Source organism: Streptomyces sp. NPDC057565, from assembly GCF_042801455.1.
Lineage (GTDB): Bacteria > Actinomycetota > Actinomycetes > Streptomycetales > Streptomycetaceae > Streptomyces > Streptomyces yanii.
In genome coordinates, this window is record NZ_JBHVFU010000003.1 from 443,298 (window position 1) to 460,515 (window position 17,218).

Annotated in this window: 11 protein-coding genes and 2 pseudogenes; 7 read left to right on the top strand and 6 right to left on the bottom strand. The window is 69.7% G+C overall.

Annotated features, from left to right (window positions below; genetic code table 11):
- Positions 1 to 100: 100 nt before the first annotated feature.
- Complete coding sequence (locus ACFU8W_RS09255; RefSeq protein WP_003969786.1) at positions 101 to 304, top strand: cold-shock protein; 204 nt, start codon at positions 101 to 103, stop codon at positions 302 to 304.
- 228 nt (positions 305 to 532) lie between these two features.
- Entirely contained in the window at positions 533 to 2,185 is a 1,653-nt protein-coding gene (locus ACFU8W_RS09260; RefSeq protein WP_384033918.1) for a DEAD/DEAH box helicase, read from the top strand.
- Positions 2,186 to 2,452: 267 nt separating this feature from the next.
- Here the strand turns inward: ACFU8W_RS09260 and ACFU8W_RS09265 are convergent.
- Positions 2,453 to 2,551, bottom strand: a pseudogene (locus ACFU8W_RS09265) (enoyl-CoA hydratase); the annotation flags it as partial.
- Positions 2,552 to 2,689: 138 nt separating this feature from the next.
- On the opposite strand from ACFU8W_RS09265, the pseudogene ACFU8W_RS09270 reads away from it, so the two are divergent.
- Positions 2,690 to 2,869, top strand: a pseudogene (locus tag ACFU8W_RS09270) (hypothetical protein); the annotation flags it as partial.
- A 35-nt stretch (positions 2,870 to 2,904) separates the two neighbouring features.
- Positions 2,905 to 4,131: an NADH:flavin oxidoreductase gene (locus ACFU8W_RS09275; protein WP_384033921.1), complete on the top strand. Its 1,227-nt coding sequence runs from the start codon at positions 2,905 to 2,907 to the stop codon at positions 4,129 to 4,131.
- On the opposite strand, the gene ACFU8W_RS09280 is transcribed toward ACFU8W_RS09275, so the two are convergent.
- The 3 genes from ACFU8W_RS09280 to ACFU8W_RS09290 all read right to left on the bottom strand — a co-directional run bounded on the left by ACFU8W_RS09280 (position 4,091) and on the right by ACFU8W_RS09290 (position 8,529).
- Entirely contained in the window at positions 4,091 to 5,593 is a 1,503-nt protein-coding gene (locus ACFU8W_RS09280) for an ankyrin repeat domain-containing protein (protein ID WP_384033924.1), read from the bottom strand. The two genes, ACFU8W_RS09275 and ACFU8W_RS09280, sit on opposite strands and share 41 nt — an antisense overlap.
- A gap of 48 nt (positions 5,594 to 5,641) precedes the next feature.
- On the bottom strand, positions 5,642 to 6,550 hold the full coding sequence (locus tag ACFU8W_RS09285; protein WP_345514662.1) for a hypothetical protein: 909 nt from the start codon (positions 6,548 to 6,550) through the stop codon (positions 5,642 to 5,644).
- 164 nt (positions 6,551 to 6,714) lie between these two features.
- Positions 6,715 to 8,529 carry a beta-galactosidase family protein gene (locus ACFU8W_RS09290; protein WP_384033927.1) on the bottom strand — a complete coding sequence of 605 codons (1,815 nt, stop codon included), beginning with the start codon at positions 8,527 to 8,529 and terminating at the stop codon, positions 6,715 to 6,717.
- Between the two features lie 253 nt (positions 8,530 to 8,782).
- On the opposite strand from ACFU8W_RS09290, the gene ACFU8W_RS09295 reads away from it, so the two are divergent.
- Both ACFU8W_RS09295 and ACFU8W_RS09300 read left to right on the top strand, forming a co-directional pair.
- Complete coding sequence (locus tag ACFU8W_RS09295; protein WP_345514664.1) at positions 8,783 to 9,682, top strand: AraC family transcriptional regulator; 900 nt, start codon at positions 8,783 to 8,785, stop codon at positions 9,680 to 9,682.
- Between the two features lie 11 nt (positions 9,683 to 9,693).
- Complete coding sequence (locus ACFU8W_RS09300) at positions 9,694 to 10,029, top strand: chorismate mutase (protein ID WP_384033931.1); 336 nt, start codon at positions 9,694 to 9,696, stop codon at positions 10,027 to 10,029.
- A 331-nt stretch (positions 10,030 to 10,360) separates the two neighbouring features.
- Here the strand turns inward: ACFU8W_RS09300 and ACFU8W_RS09305 are convergent, their stop codons facing one another.
- The gene (locus tag ACFU8W_RS09305) at positions 10,361 to 14,251 is read right to left on the bottom strand and encodes a ThuA domain-containing protein (protein WP_384033934.1); all 3,891 of its coding nucleotides are present in this window, start codon (positions 14,249 to 14,251) and stop codon (positions 10,361 to 10,363) included.
- 437 nt (positions 14,252 to 14,688) lie between these two features.
- A complete protein-coding gene (locus ACFU8W_RS09310; RefSeq protein ID WP_345514668.1) occupies positions 14,689 to 15,666 on the bottom strand; it encodes a multicopper oxidase domain-containing protein in 978 nt (325 codons plus the stop codon).
- Between the two features lie 751 nt (positions 15,667 to 16,417).
- On the opposite strand from ACFU8W_RS09310, the gene ACFU8W_RS09315 reads away from it, so the two are divergent.
- Positions 16,418 to 17,218, top strand: an 801-nt coding sequence (locus tag ACFU8W_RS09315; protein WP_384034304.1) for an OmpL47-type beta-barrel domain-containing protein, incomplete at its 3' end; no start/stop codon positions are given.

Below are 17,218 nucleotides of genomic sequence, written 5' to 3' on the forward strand. Positions count from 1 at the left end.
GCATTATTGTTTTCCGGCTTTCTCCGGATGGGGCTCAATGCGGCGACTTGGAATTCGTAAAGTGCGGATTTCCGGCACTGCACCTCTTGAGGAGAATGACATGGCTACTGGAACCGTGAAGTGGTTCAACTCGGAAAAGGGCTTCGGCTTCATCGAGCAGGACGGCGGCGGCGCCGACGTCTTCGCCCACTACTCCAACATCGCCACCTCGGGCTTCCGTGAGCTCCAGGAGGGCCAGAAGGTCTCCTTCGACGTCACGCAGGGCCAGAAGGGCCCGCAGGCGGAGAACATCGTCCCGGCCTAATTGCCGCGACGCGTACCTCGCAGCCGGGGCCCGCACCGTGAAGGTGCGGGTCCCGGCTTGTGCTGTCCCGGGGAAATGCGCCGAAAGTTCCACGGGTACGAGCGCGCACGCACATACCGACCGGAATTCTCGAACATTCACTGAGAATTCACGAGCCGGTACGCGCGCTCCGTAGAGTCCCCAGCAGTCCCAAGTAGTTCCCAGGAATCCCCAGGAGGGCAATTCCGTATGACCCGCTCCGAACGCCAGGACCGACCCGCCCGCACCCGCCCGTCGAGGGGGCGCGGCACGGCCCCGGCACAGGCAACCGCTAAGGGTTCCGGCAAGGGATCCGGCAAGGCGTCGCCCCGTCGCAGGGCCACGCCGCCGCAGGGCGAATTCGCCCTGCCCGAAACCATGACCCCCGCACTGCCCGCCGTCGAGGCGTTCGCCGAGCTGGACATGCCCGCCGCCCTGCTGAAAACCCTTGCCGCGCAGGGCGTCACCGATCCGTTCCCGATCCAGGGCGCCACCCTGCCGAACTCGCTCGCAGGCCGGGACATCCTCGGCCGCGGACGTACCGGCTCCGGCAAGACCCTGGCCTTCGGCCTTGCGCTTCTCGCCCGTACCGCCGGACGCCGCTCCGAGCCGCGCGCCCCGCTGGCACTCGTCCTCGTCCCGACCCGCGAGCTCGCCCAGCAGGTCACCGACGCGCTCACGCCGTACGCGACATCCGTGAACCTGCGGCTCGCCACCGTCGTCGGCGGCATGTCGATCAGCAAGCAGGCCGGCACGCTGCGCCGCGGCGCCGAGGTGCTCGTCGCCACGCCGGGCCGGCTGAAGGACCTCATCGAGCGCGGCGACGCCCGACTCGACCAGGTGTCCATCACCGTGCTCGACGAGGCCGACCAGATGGCCGACATGGGCTTCATGCCCCAGGTCGTCGGGCTGCTCAAGCAGGTCGAGCCGGACGGTCAGCGGATGCTGTTCTCCGCGACCCTGGACAAGAACATCGACCGGCTGGTCAAGATGTTCCTGACCGACCCGGTCGTGCACTCGGTCGACCCCTCCGCGGGCGCCGTCACCACCATGGAGCACCACGTGCTGCATGTGGCCGACGAGACCGACAAGAAGGTGATCGCCACCAGGATCGCGGCCCGCGACGGCCGGGTGATCATGTTCGTGGACACCAAGCGTGCCGCCGACCGCTTCGCCAAGCGGCTGCTGGCCAGCGGTGTCCGGGCTGCCGCGCTGCACGGCGGGCGCTCCCAGCCGCAGCGCAACCGGACGCTCGACCAGTTCAAGAACGGTCAGGTCACCGCACTCGTCGCGACGAACGTGGCCGCCCGCGGCATCCACGTCGACGACCTCGACCTGGTCGTGAACGTGGACCCGCCGACGGACCACAAGGACTATCTCCACCGCGGCGGTCGCACGGCGCGCGCCGGGGAATCGGGCAGTGTCGTCACACTGGTGCTGCCGGAGGAGAAGCGGGAGATGACCCGGCTGATGGCCGACGCGGGCATCGCGCCGCGAACCACCCGGATCAAGTCCAGCGACGAGGAGCTCAGCCGGATCACCGGGGCGCGCGAGCCGTCCGGCATCGCGGTCGTCATCGAGGTCCCCCAGCCGACCCAGCCGAAGCCGCGCACACGGTCGGGCGGGGCCGGTGGAACCGGAGGCGGTGCGCCGTTCCGTTCCGGCACCCGAGGCCGGGGCCGACGCGGTGGGTCCGGCGCCGGAAGCGGAGCCGGGGCCGGGGCCGGGGCCACGCAGGGTGGCGGCGCGACGCGGGCCGGCGGCGCGGGTCGTGGCAGCGGTTCGGGCGCGTCCTCGAGGCGTGCGGGAGGCTCCGGGCGAAGCAACGGCAGCGCGGCCGCGCGGGGTCGCAGGGCGGCGTAGTCGCGTACGAGGTGTGGTGACCGGTCGACCCGGTCACCGCACCGAGGCTCGCCCCGAACCCCGTTCGGGGTAGCCGGACAGGCTGGATCCAACCGCCTGTCCGGCTTTTTCGTTCCGTGTCGTGGAGGCTCCCGAACGGACCTGGCGCCCTGCCCCTGCACCCGCGACAGTCCCTTCAGCACCTCCCGCGCCTCCTCCATCACCCGTTCCACCGGCTCCGCGGAGCTCGGCAGGTCCTCGATCAGGCCCGCCACCCGACCCGACGCCATCAGGCAGACAGAACGCCGCGTCGTCGCTCGCCACGATCGCGTCGGCCTTCCCGGCCGGACCGATGCCGCCGCCGAGACAGAAGCCGTTCACCGCGGCCGACGGTGACGACGGAAATGCCTGTGGCGGGGCTGGAGGTGGAGACACCCATGAGCGGATCAGCTACCTTTCCACCAAGCATTTGTTAGGTATGGGAGTCGGGAGCCTACCCCCGCATCGCCGACAAGGGGATGTGAGATGACCGTAAGCAGCGACGCGCACGACACCCGGATCTGCGCCGGACGCGTCGTCATCGTGCCGGGCGCCGGGCGCCGGGCGCGGGCTCGGCCGGGCTCATGCGCGGGCGTTCGCCGCCGAGGGGTGAAGGTCGTGGTCAACGACCTGGGTGTCGGACTCGACGGCTGCGGAGGGTCCGCCCGGAACCCATCCCACCCCCGGAAACGGAGACCGAGATGCACACCCACGACCGCCTCGCCCCCGATCCCTTCGCCCCCGCCTCCCTCGGCCCCCTCACCCTCCGCAACCGCATCATCAAGTCCGCCACCTTCGAAGGCGTCACACCCCAGGGCCTCGTCACCGACGCCCTGATCGCCTACCACCGCAGACCCGCCGCGGGCGGCGTCGGCATGACCACCCTCGCGTACTGCGCCGTCGCCCCCGAAGGCCGCACCGAACGACGCCAGATCTGGATGCGCCGCGAAGCCCTGCCCGGGCTGCGCCGCCTCACCGACGCGGTCCACGACGAGGGCGCCGCCGTCAGCGCACAGCTCGGACACGCCGGCCCGGTCGCCGACGCCCGCTCCAACCGGCTCCCTGCCCTGGCGCCTTGCCGCTTCCTCAGCCCGCTCGGCATGCGGATGACGAAAGCGGCGACGCCCGTCGACATCGACCGGGTGACCCGCGCACACGCCACCGCCGCCCGCCTCGCCGTCGAGTCCGGATTCGACGCCGTCGAACTGCACTTCGGCCACAACTACCTCGCCAGCTCATTCCTCAGCCGCCGCCTCAACCGCCGCGACGACGCCTACGGAGGAAGCCTCGCCAACCGGGCCAAAGTGGCCCTCGGCATCGCCCGCGCCGTCCGCGACGAGGTCGGCGACCGGATCGCCATCACCGCCAAACTCAACATGGACGACGGCGTACCCGGCGGCTTCTGGCTCGACGAGAGCCTCCAGGTCGCCCGCTGGCTCCAGGGCGACGGCACAGTCGACGCCCTTGAACTGACTGCGGGAAGCTCCCTGCTGAACCCCATGTACCTCTTCCGGGGCGACGCACCGCTCGCCGAGTTCGCCGCGGTCTTCCCACAGCCGATGCGCCTCGGTGTACGGCTCGCCGGCGGCAGATTCCTGCGCGCCTACTCGTACGAGGAGGCGTTCCTGCTGCCCTGTGCCCGCCAGTTCAGGGCGGAGCTCAGCCTCCCGCTGATCCTCCTCGGCGGCATCAGCCGCCGCGAAACCGTCACGCGGGCCATGGCGGAAGGGTTCGAGTACGTGGCCATGGCCCGGGCGCTGCTGCGCGAGCCGGATCTGGTCAACCGGATGGCCGAGGACGCCGGAGCGCGTTCCCTGTGCATCCACTGCAACAAGTGCATGCCGACCATCTACTCGGGCACCCGCTGCCCGCTCGTCACCGCGCCGCTCACGGCAGGCGCGGACACAGCTGTTCCAGACGCTCCCTGACCGGGCCGTCCGTCATGTACGCCGCCGCGTCGACCGCCACCGACCGCGCATAACCGTCCGGCTCCGACTCCCGCAGCAATCGCTCCAACACCGGTACCGCCCGCGGGTCCTGACGGCGGGCCAGGCCCTGTGCCGCCTCCGCGACCGTGTCAGGATCCGCGTCGTCCAGCCGCTCCACCAGCGCTGCGCGGAGCGCCGGTGTGTCCGCGTCCAGCGTGGCCAGCGCCGTCGTCGCCCAGTCCCGCACCTCCGCATCGGTGTCCCGGCTCAGCCCCACCAGGGCCGCGACCCCCTCCGCATGGCCACCGGAGACCAGGTCGAACAGCGCCAGTGTCACCGCACGGCGCACCACCCGCTCCGGATTCCGCGCATGCAGCAGCACCTCCGGCAGGGCCACCGGATCGCCATGGTGCCCCAGCCCCAGCACCGCCGACCGGATCAGCTCCGTATCCGCCGCCTCCCGCGCCATCTCCCGCAGCAGCGGAACCGAACGGGCGGCAAAAGGCTTCGACCCGGTGCGGAAACCGAGTTGGGCCAGCACATCCGCACCGAACGCCCGCCGCAACGGCTCACCGTCGCTCGCGCACCACGCGGCGCCCGCCTGGAACGTCTCCTCGTCGCCCCGCCGCCACAGCACCTCGACCGCCTCGTGCCAGTTGTCCAGTTCCGGGTTCCCGCCGCGCAGCGCCCGCGCCGCCAGCTCCGCGTACGGCGTCCGCAGACCCAGCTCCCCCTCCAGGACCGTGGCGATCGCACCGTGCCCCGTCTGCTGCTCCTGCCCCGCGAACGGCTCCCCGTCCCGCACCAGTTCGACGGTCACCGTCTCCCCGCCGTCCACCGCCGTGCGGCGCACCACCATCCCCGGCCCGTCCCCGTACATCTCCCGGAGCGCGCGCCGCATCTCCTGCTCCACATCCAGCGCAAGCATCCCTTGCGCCTCCCGCAGCGCCTCCTCCAGCGCCCCGGCCCGCGCACCTGCCCCGTACCGCAGCAGCGCCCGCACGGTCTCCAGAGACCCGCGCCGTACCGCGAACACCAGCGGCGGTTCATGCCCCGGCCCCGGTCCCGGCAGGTCGGGGTCCGCACCATGGGCGAGCAGCGTCTCCGCGATCCGCGCATGACCCAGACCCACCGCCCATCGCAGCGCCGTGAACCCGAACTGCTCCCGCAGATCGGGCTGTGCCCCGGCCGCCAGCAGCGCCTCGACGACCTCCGTGTGCCCGCCGCACACCGCCCCGCAGATCGGCAGATCGCCGGCCTCGGGCCCGCACGCCCGGTCCGGATCGGCGCCCGCCGCCAGCAGCAGCCGCACCACACCCGGCCGGTCCGACACCGCCGCCAGATAGAGCGCCGTCGTACCGTCCTCGTCGACCGCCTCGGCGGGAGCCCCCGCGCGCAGCAGCCGCACGACGGCGTCCTCACCCTCGTGCACGGCCTCGAACAGGTTCCGTGTGTCCGTCACCGGGTCTTCTGCCACCCATCGACTCTACGACGGAGGGCCCCGACGGGCTCAGGTATTGCAGTCCAGTACGGTGCGGCACAACCCGCACCGCGCCCGCACCCGGCCGCGGACCGGTACCCGGATGCGCTGGTGGCAGGTCGGGCAGGCGAACGAGACCCGCCAACCCCCCGAACCCCCCTCGAACCGGTACGGGACCCCGGGGGTCGCGGCGGCCCCCGCATGGTCCTGGGCGTACCGCCGGTCCTTCGCGTAACGGTGCCGGCCGGCCCAGCCCGCCGCCGCCAGCGGAGGCTGCTGCGCGTCCCGCAGCGCCAGCGCCCGCCCCTTCACATAGGCCGTATACGCCTGCGGACTCGTGAACCACGGCGACGGATCCTCGTCGAACACCAACGCCCGCTTGGCCAGCACGTACCCGAACTCCTCCGGGGTGAGATAGCCGAGCTTCTGACTGGAGGCGGCGTCCTCCCGGAACGCGTCGAGCAGCAGCCAGCCCGCCCCCAGATACGCCGCCGCCGTGTCGGTCAGGATCTCGTTGTCCTGCGTACCGGGGAACTCCAGACCCAGCCGGTGCAACAACACATGCATCACCTCGTGCGACAGCGCGGCACCGATGTCCCTGCGATGCGTGCGGAAGCGATCGTTCAGCTCGATGAAGTACTCGGGCCCCGCCGCGAGTTCGACACTCCCCGCATGCTCCATCGCCCGGAACCCGACGATCATGCGGGCATCCGGCAGATGCAGATGCCGGACCATCGCCCGCGCCACGCGCTGCGCCCCCAGATGCAGATCGTCCTGGTCGGAGAAGGCCGCGTCGGCGGGCAGCAGGCTCGGGGCGTACCTGAGCACACCGTCGTACGACAGCCTCCGGTACAGCGCCGTGATCGCGGACCGGACGATGTCCAGATGAGGGAAGCCATGCACCACCGGGCTGCCGTCCGGCACGTCCGCACCCCCCATCCGTGATGCTCAACCGGCTTCCACTGTAAGCGGATGCGCGCGCAACGGCGGCGAGGACGGCCCCGTACACCGCTCGCGGTCTCCGCCGGAATGCGGACCTTGTGAGGACTGCGAGCGCTTCCCGACAATCCGGCCCATGCATTCCATCGACCGGCCCCACCGCATCAGCCCTGAGCACCCCCGGGTGTGCCCGCCCGGACGGGCACACCCGGACCCAGCTCCACCCACGGATCCCCGGCGCCCTCCACCTCCAGCACCCACACCTCGTTGACGCCCTCCCGCAGCACCGGACCCGGTACATACAGCGTCCGCTGCGGGCCCGCCGACCAGTACCGGCCCAGACAGAAACCGTTAACCCAGACGAACCCGCGTGTCCAGCCCGGCAGTTCGAGCCCCGCGTGATCCGGAAGACCCGCGCCCGCCGAAACCGCCGACTCGAACCAACCCCGGTACAGCCCGGCACGACCTCTCTCGGCGACAGCCCCGAACGGCACCGCGTCCACCGCACCCGGCTCCTCGAAGGATGCCAGCCGAAGCGCCCGCGCGCTCACCCCGTGCAGATACTGCCGCTCGTGCCGGATGCCGCCCGTGATGCCCTTCGGCTCACCCAGCCGCGGCCCGTAATTGACCCGGCCCAGCGACTCCACCCACAGCTCGACCCACGCGGGCCCGGCCACCGGCTCGTCGAGGGTGGCGTTCTCGCCGCTGAGCACGCCCTCCCGAACCCCGTTCACATACACCACCGCCCGGTCCCGGAGCCCGGTCACACCCAGCGCATACGGGCGTCGCAAACCCGGAACGGCGACCTCGTACCGCACCAGCCCCCGGTCCACGCCCAGCTCCTCGAACGTCGGCGGCACACCGGACTCCGCCCGCTCCGCGTCGCCCAGCACCTCCAGCACCACGGACAGCGGCGCCCACCCGGTCAGCTCCGCCCGCACCGGCTCCGCAAGCCCGGACGGCTCCGGCGGCAGCTCCGGAAGCGGACCGTCCGCGAACTCCGCCAGGACCTTCCGGAACAGCCAGAACTTCTCGGTCGGCCGCCCGTACTCGTCGATCGGCGCATCGTAGTCGTACGACGTCACCGTCGGCTGAAGATCCTGGTCCTGCACCGGACCCGAGCGGTTCGCCCCCGCCCAGCCCGCAAAATTCGTCCCCCCGTGCGCCATGTAGACATTCACCGACGCCCCGCACTCCAGGATCTCCCGCAGGGCCTCCGCGGACTCCGCCGGATCCCGTACCACCGGCGCGGCACCCCAGTGCTCGAACCAGCCGCACCAGAACTCCATGCACATCAGCGGACCCTCCGGCTGATGCCGGCGCAGCACCTCGAACGCCTCACGCGCCCCCGAGCCGAAATTCACCGTCGCCAGCACCCCCGGCACGGAACCACCGGTCAGCATGTGGTCCTCCGGCCCGTCCGACGTGAACAGCGGCACACTCACCCCGTGCCCGCGCAGCACCTCCGCCAGCCGCCCCAGATAGACCTGATCGGTGCCGTAGCTCCCGTACTCGTTCTCCACCTGAACCATGACCACCGGGCCGCCGCGGTCGATCTGCCGCTCCACCACCTGCGGCAACAACTCGGCGAACCACCGCTCGACCGCCTCCAGATACCCGGCGTCCCGCGTCCGCACCCGCCGTCCGAACCGGCCCGTCACCCACGCGGGCAAGCCGCCGTTCTCCCACTCGGCACAGATGTACGGACCCGGGCGCACGATCGCCCACAGCCCCGCCCGGTGCGCCGCATCCAGGAACCGGCCGAGCGCAGCCACCTCCCGGAACACCCCGGGCTCCGGCTCATGCAGATTCCACGGAACGTACGTCTCCACACAGTTCAGGCCCATCGCCCGCAGCATCGACAGCCGATGATCCCACTGCGCCTCGTGCACCCGGAAATAGTGCAGGGCCCCCGACAGCAGGCGTACGGGCTTCCCGTCGAGCCGGAAGTGGTCGTCCCCCACGGTGAAATCAGCCATCGTGCTCGTACTCTCCTGTTGCGCCGGTCCCACCCCCGGGTCAGCGCACCCCGGGGCCGCACAACGGCACGCACCACGGAGCGGGCGAACCCGGGAGGAATGTTCCATCCACCCTCGCCCCCTGGCGTGCAGCCGGTCCATGGACAAAGATCACTGCTGTTTGGACACAATGCGCAGATCACCGCGGCCGGCCGAGCCGAAGTGAGCCCGGCGGAGTCGAGCCCGGCCGAGCCGAGCGGAGGAAGGAAAGCCGATGCCGACGTACCACACCTGGATGCGATTCTTCACGCCCAGCCCGCTCCACCACCGCCTCGGCCTCGTCTGCCTGGGCGTCGGCCTGCAACACGGCGCCCTGCCCACCGTCGGTCCCCGCACCCTCGACCACCACGTCGCCGTCGTCATCAACTCCGGCAGCGGCTGGTTCAGCGGCTCCGACGGCCGCCGCATACCCGTCACCGCCCCCAGCCTCATCTGGCTCACCCCCGGCACCCCGCACCACTACGGCGCCGACCCCGGCACCGGCTGGGACGAAGCCTTCGTCGACTTCACCGGCCCCGCCACCACCACGTACACCGAACTCGGCTACATCGAACCCGACCGCCCCCTCGTCCCCCTCGCCGACACCGCAGGAGCACGCGCCGCCGTCAGCCGCATGGTGCGCGCCGCCAGACGCGGCAATCCCCTTCTCGAAGTCGAGACCGGCGCCGCCGTCCACGAACTCCTCGTCGCCCTGCGCCGCGCCCGTGCCGACGTCAGCCCCGACGGCGACCCCGTCCTGCAGGCGCTCGCCCGCGACGCATTCCAGCCCCTCTCCGTCGCCGAACACGCGGCCCGCCACAGCATGACCCCCGCCGAACTGCGCACCGCCGTACGCCGCGGCGCCGGCTGCAGTCCCAAGGACTACCTCCTCGGCATCCGCCTCGGCCGAGCCAAAGAACTCCTCGCCGCAACCGACCTGCCGGTCGCCGCGGTCGCCCGCCGCGTCGGCTATGACGACCCCGCCTACTTCTCCCGCCTCTTCGCCCGCCGCGTCGGCACCGCCCCCGTCCGCTTCCGTGAACAACAGGGCCGCGCCGTTCCCGGCGGCTGGAGCGACCAGGTCCCCGACCCCGAACACCCACCGACGATCACCGCGTGGACCCCGGGCGTCTAAGCTCGACGACCATGACCACGAGCGACATCGACGAGTCCGTACGCGCGGAACTGAACCGGCTCCGCGAGAGCATCGACAACATCGACGCTGCTGTTGTCCACATGCTCGCCGAGCGCTTCAAGTGCACCCAGCAGGTCGGCCACCTCAAGGCGAACCACAAACTGCCCCCGGCCGACCCGACCCGCGAAACCGAACAGATCGCCCGTCTGCGCCGCCTCGCCGAGAACGCGAAGCTCGACCCCGCCTTCGCCGAGAAGCTCCTGAACTTCATCATCGCCGAAGTGATCAGGCACCATGAGCGGATTGCCGGTGACCCCCCGACCGGCGACGCACCCTCCGAGAGCTGATCCTCTGCACCCTGCGCCGTACGGCGGGCCGAGCCCGCGCGCCCCGGGCCCCGCGGGCTCGGGGCCGTCATTGCTGTGGCAGCACTTACGACCCGGTGCACGAGGGAGAGTGCACCAGGCCGTTACCACTTCCGGGCCTCCATCACGTCCTGAGCCGGTGACGTTCACGGAGATCACCCACTCCACGAAGCCCTGACGAACATCAGTCAGGTACGAACACGCAGCGAGGGCCGCGACCTCAAGGCCGCGGCCCTCGCTTCCGTGCCGTTACAGCGAGTATCCGAGGGGGTAGACCTCCCCCGGAGTCACGCTTCGGGTCGACCGCTCGCGATTACAGGTTCCGCACCCGGATGTTGCGGAAATCGATCTGGTCGTTGTTGCTGTGGTTCTGCAACCCCACGTACCCGCTGAGGAACTGACGCAGGTCCGTGGGCGGGTCACCCGCCCGGGACGACGACTTGCCGGGCGTGTTGTCGAACTCGTTGATCACCACGCCGTTGCGGATGATCGTGTAGTGCTGCCCGACCGCGCGGATCTCGTAGTCGTTCCACTGGCCCTTCGGAGTCACCCCCGCCTTGTCCAGGCCCACCGGCTTGAAGTTGTACACCGAGCCGGTCTTCTGGACCTCGCCCGTGGCCCCGTCGTAGATCTGGATCTCCTGACCGCAGTAGATCGCGAGCCACTCGGGGGCGGTGCGAGCCGAACCGACCGTCCCGCAACTACCGGCCGGGCGGTCGGCCAGCGGCGTCCGCGGGTCCGGGAACCGGATGAAGACACCGCTGTTGGCGTTGCCGTTACCCGGAGCCATGTCCCGGAACTGGAGCCTGACCGAGAAGTCTCCGAGCTCCTGCTTGGCGTACCACAGCATGCCCAGGCCGCCCGAGCTGCGGATGGTGCCGTCGGGCTGGAGGGAGAACTTCCCGGGGCCGGCCTGCCGCCAGTCGGCGAGGCTCGCCGCGGTCCCGTCGAAGAGGGGCCGGTATCCGGCGACCTTGCCGATATCGCTCTGCGCCGCCGCCTTGCTGATCGCCGCCGACTCGCGGTTGTCGAGGACGTCCTCCTTGCGGAGGTTGTTGACCACGCTGTTGACGTGGCTGACGAACTCGCCGTGGTTCGGCCAGGACGCCTCGTCGTCGATCAGGTCGTTGACGGTGCAGTCGCCGCCCGCGCGGTGGTTGGCCACGCCGGTGTCGGTGTCGAGCAGCTTGACGGTCGGACGGGCGTCGGGCGCGGGGCAGCCGGCCTTGGCGTCGAACGTCGCGGTGGCCTTCTCGCCGTCGGCGTAGGTGACCGTCAGCTTCGCGTGGTACGTGCCGTAGTCGGCGTAGGTGTGCGTGGGGTTGGCCTCGTGCGACGGCGCGCTGCCGTCACCGAAGTCCCACTCCCAGGCCACACCGCCGACCTTGGCACCGGAGAACGCCACCGTCTTGGGCTTGCTCTGGGTGATGACGCGCGCCCCGGCGTCCTGCGGCTTCGGGGTGGCCGGGCCACCCTGGTAGGTGATGCGGATGAGCTTCTGGTTGGAGTGCAGGCTGAAGAAACCGCCCGCGTAGTCGAGCATGTACAGCGCACCGTCGGGACCGAACTTGGCGTCCATCCAGCTCTGCAGCTGGGTGGAGCCGCTGCCGGGCGCGATGATGCTGCGCAGGTCCTCGCCGAAGGCCGGCGCGCCCGCGTCCTTGACCTTGTCGGGGTCGACGGTCACCGCGACCCGGTTGTTGGAGTTGGACTCGTCTCCGATGAACCACTTGTCCTCCCAGTACGCCGGCCAGGCGACACCGCTCTTGGTGTCCACCTGGGAGCGGTGGTAGGTCGGACCGGACATGATGGCCTGGCCGCCGCCCTTGAGGTACGGCTGGGTGTAGGTGGCCTCGCTGTCGACGTAGCTCGGGAGACCGCTGCCGTCGGAGCGCTTGGGGAAGACGGGGCCGCCGCCCTGGGGTGAGTACCAGATCATGTTGTCGCGGGCCGGCGGGATGTCCACCAGGCCGGTGTTGCGCGGCGACTCGTTCTTGAGGTTGTCGCAGTCGTACCAGCCGGTGAGGACGCTGGCGTCGGTGTTGCTGCGGTCACGGTACGGCTGCCGGTTGCCCATGCAGTACGGCCAGCCCTGGTTGCCCGCGGAGGTGATGATCGTGGCCGTCTCGTACTTGGCCGGGCCCAGCTCGGGACTCGGCGTTCCCGCGTCCGGCCCGACCCAGCCGGCGTTCAGCCAGTTGTGCACCGGGTCGACGGAGAGCCGAGCGATGTTGCGGACACCCATCACATAGATCTCAGGACGGGTCTTGGCCGTGCCCGGCGCGAAGAGGTTGCCCTTGGGGATGGTGTAGGTGCCGTCGGCCTCGGGGTGGATGCGGATGATCTTGCCGTTGAGGTCGTTGGTGTTACCGGCGGTGCGGCGGGCGTCCTGGAAGGAGACACCCTTGTAGTCCTGGGTCCAGTTGTTCCCGGAGTAGCCGCTGGACCCGCCGGAGGAGTTGCTGTCACCGGAGCCGATGTAGAGGTTGCCGTCCTTGTCGAACGACATCCCGCCGCCGGCGTGGCAGCAGCTGTGGATCTGGGTGTCCCAGTGCAGCAGATCCTTGCGGGTGGACTGGTCGATGGACTCGTTCGCGAAGTCGTAGGTGAGCCGGGAGACCGTCCGCTGACCGATCCGCTTGTCGCGGTCGATCGAGTCGTGCGGCATCCAGTAGATGTAGATCCACCCGTTCTTCTCGAACTTCGGGTCGAGCGTGATACCGACGAGGCCTTCCTCGTTCTTGACCAGTTCGTCACCGCTGCCCCGGTTGCCCATCACATCGAGTGTGGTGAGCAGCTTGACCTGCTTGGTCTTGGAGTCCCACTGGTGGATGGTGCCGCAGCCCAGGCCGACCTTGGGGTCGTTCCAGGAACTGATCGGGCCGGACGGGCAGGCGGCCTTGCCGATGTAGAAGGCCTTGCCGTCGGGGGCCATGGTGAGGCCGTGCGGCTCACCGATCTGGTCGAGCTTCCCCGCCTGGTTCTGGGCGGTCAGCCGCTCGGTCTTGTAGTTGGACGCGATGGTCGCCTGGCAGTCGCCGCGGACCATGCCGGTGGTCCACTGGATGGCGCCGAGGAGGTGGCTCTGGAACTTCGTGTCGGTGGTGTAGCTCTCCTCGGTGCGGCCCATGCCGGTGTAGAAGGACCGGCCGCCCTCGTAGTCCCGGCACCACGAGATCGGGTGGAACGGGCCGTTGGCGCTGAGCCCCGGCTTGTACCTCCCCTCCTCGACCTGGGCAATGGTGTGGACCTTGCCGATCGGGTTGGGGTCCCAGTTGATCCACTGGTCGGAGCGGGTCCAGTTGAGCGGAAGCCCCTTGTTGGCAGGATGCTGACGGTCCGTCACATTAACGACGGACTCCTGGACCTTGGAGTCCTGCGGGGGCGTCGGCTTGGCGCTGAAGAGCCGCAGCTCGGCCAGCTGGGTCAGCGGCTCACCGCTGTTGGCAGTGATGTCCAGCCGGTAGTGCTGGTAGGCCGTGCTGTTGGTGAACTGGAACTGCCTGGTCTGGAACCGCGACGAGAAGGTCTCGCCGGTCCGGGTGTCCAGGGTCTTCCAGGTCTCGCCGTCCTCCGAGCCCTGCAGCTTCCAGTCCTTCGGGTCCCGTCCCGAGGAGTCGTTGGCGGAGGTCAACGCGTAGTTGACCACCGCGACGGGCTTGTCCAGCTTCATGGTGACCCAGCCGGTCGGCGTACGGGCCAGCCACTTGGTGTCGTTCTTCCCGTCGAACAGCTTGTCCTTGGTCTCGTTCGGCGGGTTCTCCCCGTTGGCCGCGCTCTCGACGACCTTCTCGGGGTCGGGGAGGCCCAGGGCCGGGCGGGTGCCGATCAGCCCGGTGAACCAGGAGGAGTCGGACTGGGCCCGGGCGGCGTCGTGGACGCCGACGAAGCCGCCGCCGTTGTTGATGTACGACTGGAACGCGGCTTCCTGCTCGGCGTTGAGCGTCACGCCGTCGGCCGACAGGAACACCACCCCTCGGTACTTGGCGAGGTCGGCGGTGTTGAACACCCTCGCGTCCTCGGACTCGACGACCTTGAACCCGTTCTTCTCGCCGAGGTTCTCGATCGCCGCCGTGGCCTTGTTGACCGGGTCGTCCTGCTTGGCGGCCGGTCCGTGGAAGACCAGGACGTTCACCTGGGTTTCGGTGGCGGCGCCCTGGTCCTGGCCGGCGCTTTCGACGGGCGGCTGCGCCTGTGCCTGCACGGAAGGCAGCGTGGACAGCCCCACGGTCAGTGCGGCGCTGGACAGCAGAACGACCGCGCGGCGCCAGGGCCACGCGTGACGAGAGGTCCGCGCAGGACGCGACGGCGGTGATCCGCTTCGTCTCGACAGTGCGAACCGGTCTCTCTTGCCCATGTGTGCTCCTTGACTCGATCCGGAAACGGAAGAGTGATCAGGGGATGGAGCGAGGGCTGCCGCAGGTGCCCCGCCCGGCATGCGCCGGGCGCGACGGCTTTCAATGGGCGGTCGCTCTGCCCGGGAAGGACAGGGTGCCGGAGCAGGGAGGCCAGGTTCGCCTCCGGTCCTGGCTGGCGAGGACCGACCGGCGGCAGGTTGGTACACGCCCGTCAGGCCGTCAGGCAGGCCTGACGGGCGTGGCTTCGGGGGCGGAGCCCGTATCAGGACCCCGCCGCTGCCTTCTAGTGGTGGGGCATGCCGCCGGGGACCGAGCCGTCGGCCTCGGTCACGAGGAAGATCCCGGCCATGCCCATGTCCGCGTGGCTCTGGACGTGGCAGTGGTACATCCAGGCACCTGCGCCGACCCGGGCACCCGCGATCACCTGGAACCCGAAGGAGTCCGCGGGGCCGACGGTCTTGGTGTCGATGACCCGGCTCACGTCCTGCGGACCCTGCAGGATCCCGGTGCGGTTGTCCGCCCAGCGGTGGCCGTGCACATGGAAGGTGTGGAAGAAATCCCCGTGGGTGATGACGATGAACTCCACCCGCTCGCCGCGGACGGCCGTGAAGGTGGGGGTGTCGTGGTGGGCCTTGTTGTTGATCGTCATGTCGTTGAACACGACCGTGAACTGCTTGTCGGGCAGCACGTCGCCCTTGCGGCGCACGATCACGGGGCCGTACAGGCCCTTCTTGAGGCCGCCCGTGCCGTGTTCGGTGCCCACGTTGTGATCGTGGTAGTGCCAGTAGCCGGCGCTGCCGGCCTCCCACGTCCCGTCGCGATTCGGCCCCGGGGCGTGGGTGCGCCAGACGTAGGTCCGTCTGCCGCCCGGCTCGACAACGCTGTCATTCATCTTGGTGCCGTCGCTGGCGACGTCGTAGTCCACACCGTGCACGTGCAGACTCGCGGCGACGTTCAGGTTATTGACGACCTCGATGCGCATCGTGTCGCCCTCGGTCAGCTCGATGAGCGGGCCGGGAATCGACGCCTTGCCGGGCTCCAGGCCGTAGCCCATTTGCCCGTTCGGCAGGTTCTCCATGTACAGCGTCAACTCACGGACGGTGCCCTTGTCGTTTCCTTGACCGTTTCCTTCACCGGGTTTGTCCTTCGGGGCGGCGGCGGAGGTGCCGAGCACCGTGGGCACGACCGCCGCGGCGGCCGCGCCGGTGGCGAACGCTCGCCGGGAGAAGAGATGTCTCGTGCCTGCGCCTGAGTCGGTCATCGCTCTCCAAATCCTCGATACGCGAAGGTGCCCGAAGGCTTTCGTCGTCGTGGTGTGAGTCGCCGCCGACGGCAGCTGTCCCGTCACGGCGGTACGCGGTGGTGCGCCGGGCGTTCGGCCCCGCGTGACAGGCGGGGCGGTCGCCGGACCGAACTCCGGTGGGGACGGTCCGACTTGGCCGGACCCCGGTGGAAGCGGTCCGGCTTGGCTCGATGTGCCGGCTACGGCCGGGATCGGATCGGCTGGGCGAAGGGGATTCGCCTCGGGACCTGGACACCGTAGCGAGCACGCATCCAGTTTTTCCAGACTCAGGTCAAAGTTGGTTGGATTCTCGTCATAGGTCTTGGCGGATAGTCAAAAGACCCGCTAGCTTCCCCTCGTTGCCGCATTGAAAGAGGTTGCGTGAACCCCGCCCTAGGGTTCGCGGTACCAGCGGCCTCGCAGCGACAGGGGCGGATGCCGCCTGTGCATGACTGACGGCGCCCCCCGCCGTCGTCGCGCGCGGGCGATCAACCGAAGCGCGGCACTCGCCCCGTTCCGTCCAGGGCGCCGGTCCGGTGAGCGCAGTACTCGCGTCTCGAACGCGCTCATCCCGGCGGCTGATCGTCCACCCGGCGGGATCGCGAGTCCTGCGCGGTGCCGCACAAGCGAATTCCCGGAAGGTGCAGCGGTGTTCAGAAGACTGCTCCATGCCCAGACGGATCCGCCCCTCTCAAGATCCGCGCTACGTGACCGATTCGGCGAGCATCCGATGCTGATGGCGCTGATGGCCGTTGTCTTCACAGCTTTCGCATTGGCCGTTCCGGCCGCGTACGCGGCGGTGAATCACGCGGAGAAGACCGCAGCGACCCAGGTGCTCACCTGGACGGCCGGCGACGATTACACGAAGTACACGTCAGCCCCCACCACCGCGGTGGCGGGCAAGGCGACCATTGTGTTCGAGAGCAGTGCGGCGACCGGCAACACGACGGGGTTGACGCACACCTTGACGTTCGACTCTTCGAACACCGACTACAACAACGATGTCAGCCTCAACATCCTGGCGAGCCCCTTCGACTCCGAGGGAGGCAAGCACACGGTCGAAGTCACCCTCACGCCTGGCGTCTACCGCTACTTCTGCGCGATGCCGGGCCACCAGATGATGACGGGTGAGCTCATTGTCACCGCCGCGCCCGGCGACGACACCACTGCGCCGGACACGTCGGCGACGGTGTCGGGGACGAAGGACTCCGCCGGGAACTACATCGGCAGCGCGAGCGTGGCGCTGACCGCTTCGGACGCGGAGTCCGGTGTGGCCGGAATCGAGTATTCGCTCGACGGTGCGTCCTATCGCAACTACACGGCGCCCGTTGACGTCGACGCCGTGGGTCGGCACACGCTGAGCTACCGGGCGACGGACAAGGCGGGCAACACCTCGTCGGTGAAGTCGGTCGACTTCACTGTCGTGGCACCCGAGCCGCCGAAGGACACCACGCCGCCCGACACCTCCGCGACAGTGTCCGGAACCAAGGACTCCGCCGGGAACTACGTGTCCAGCGCGAGGGTCACAGTG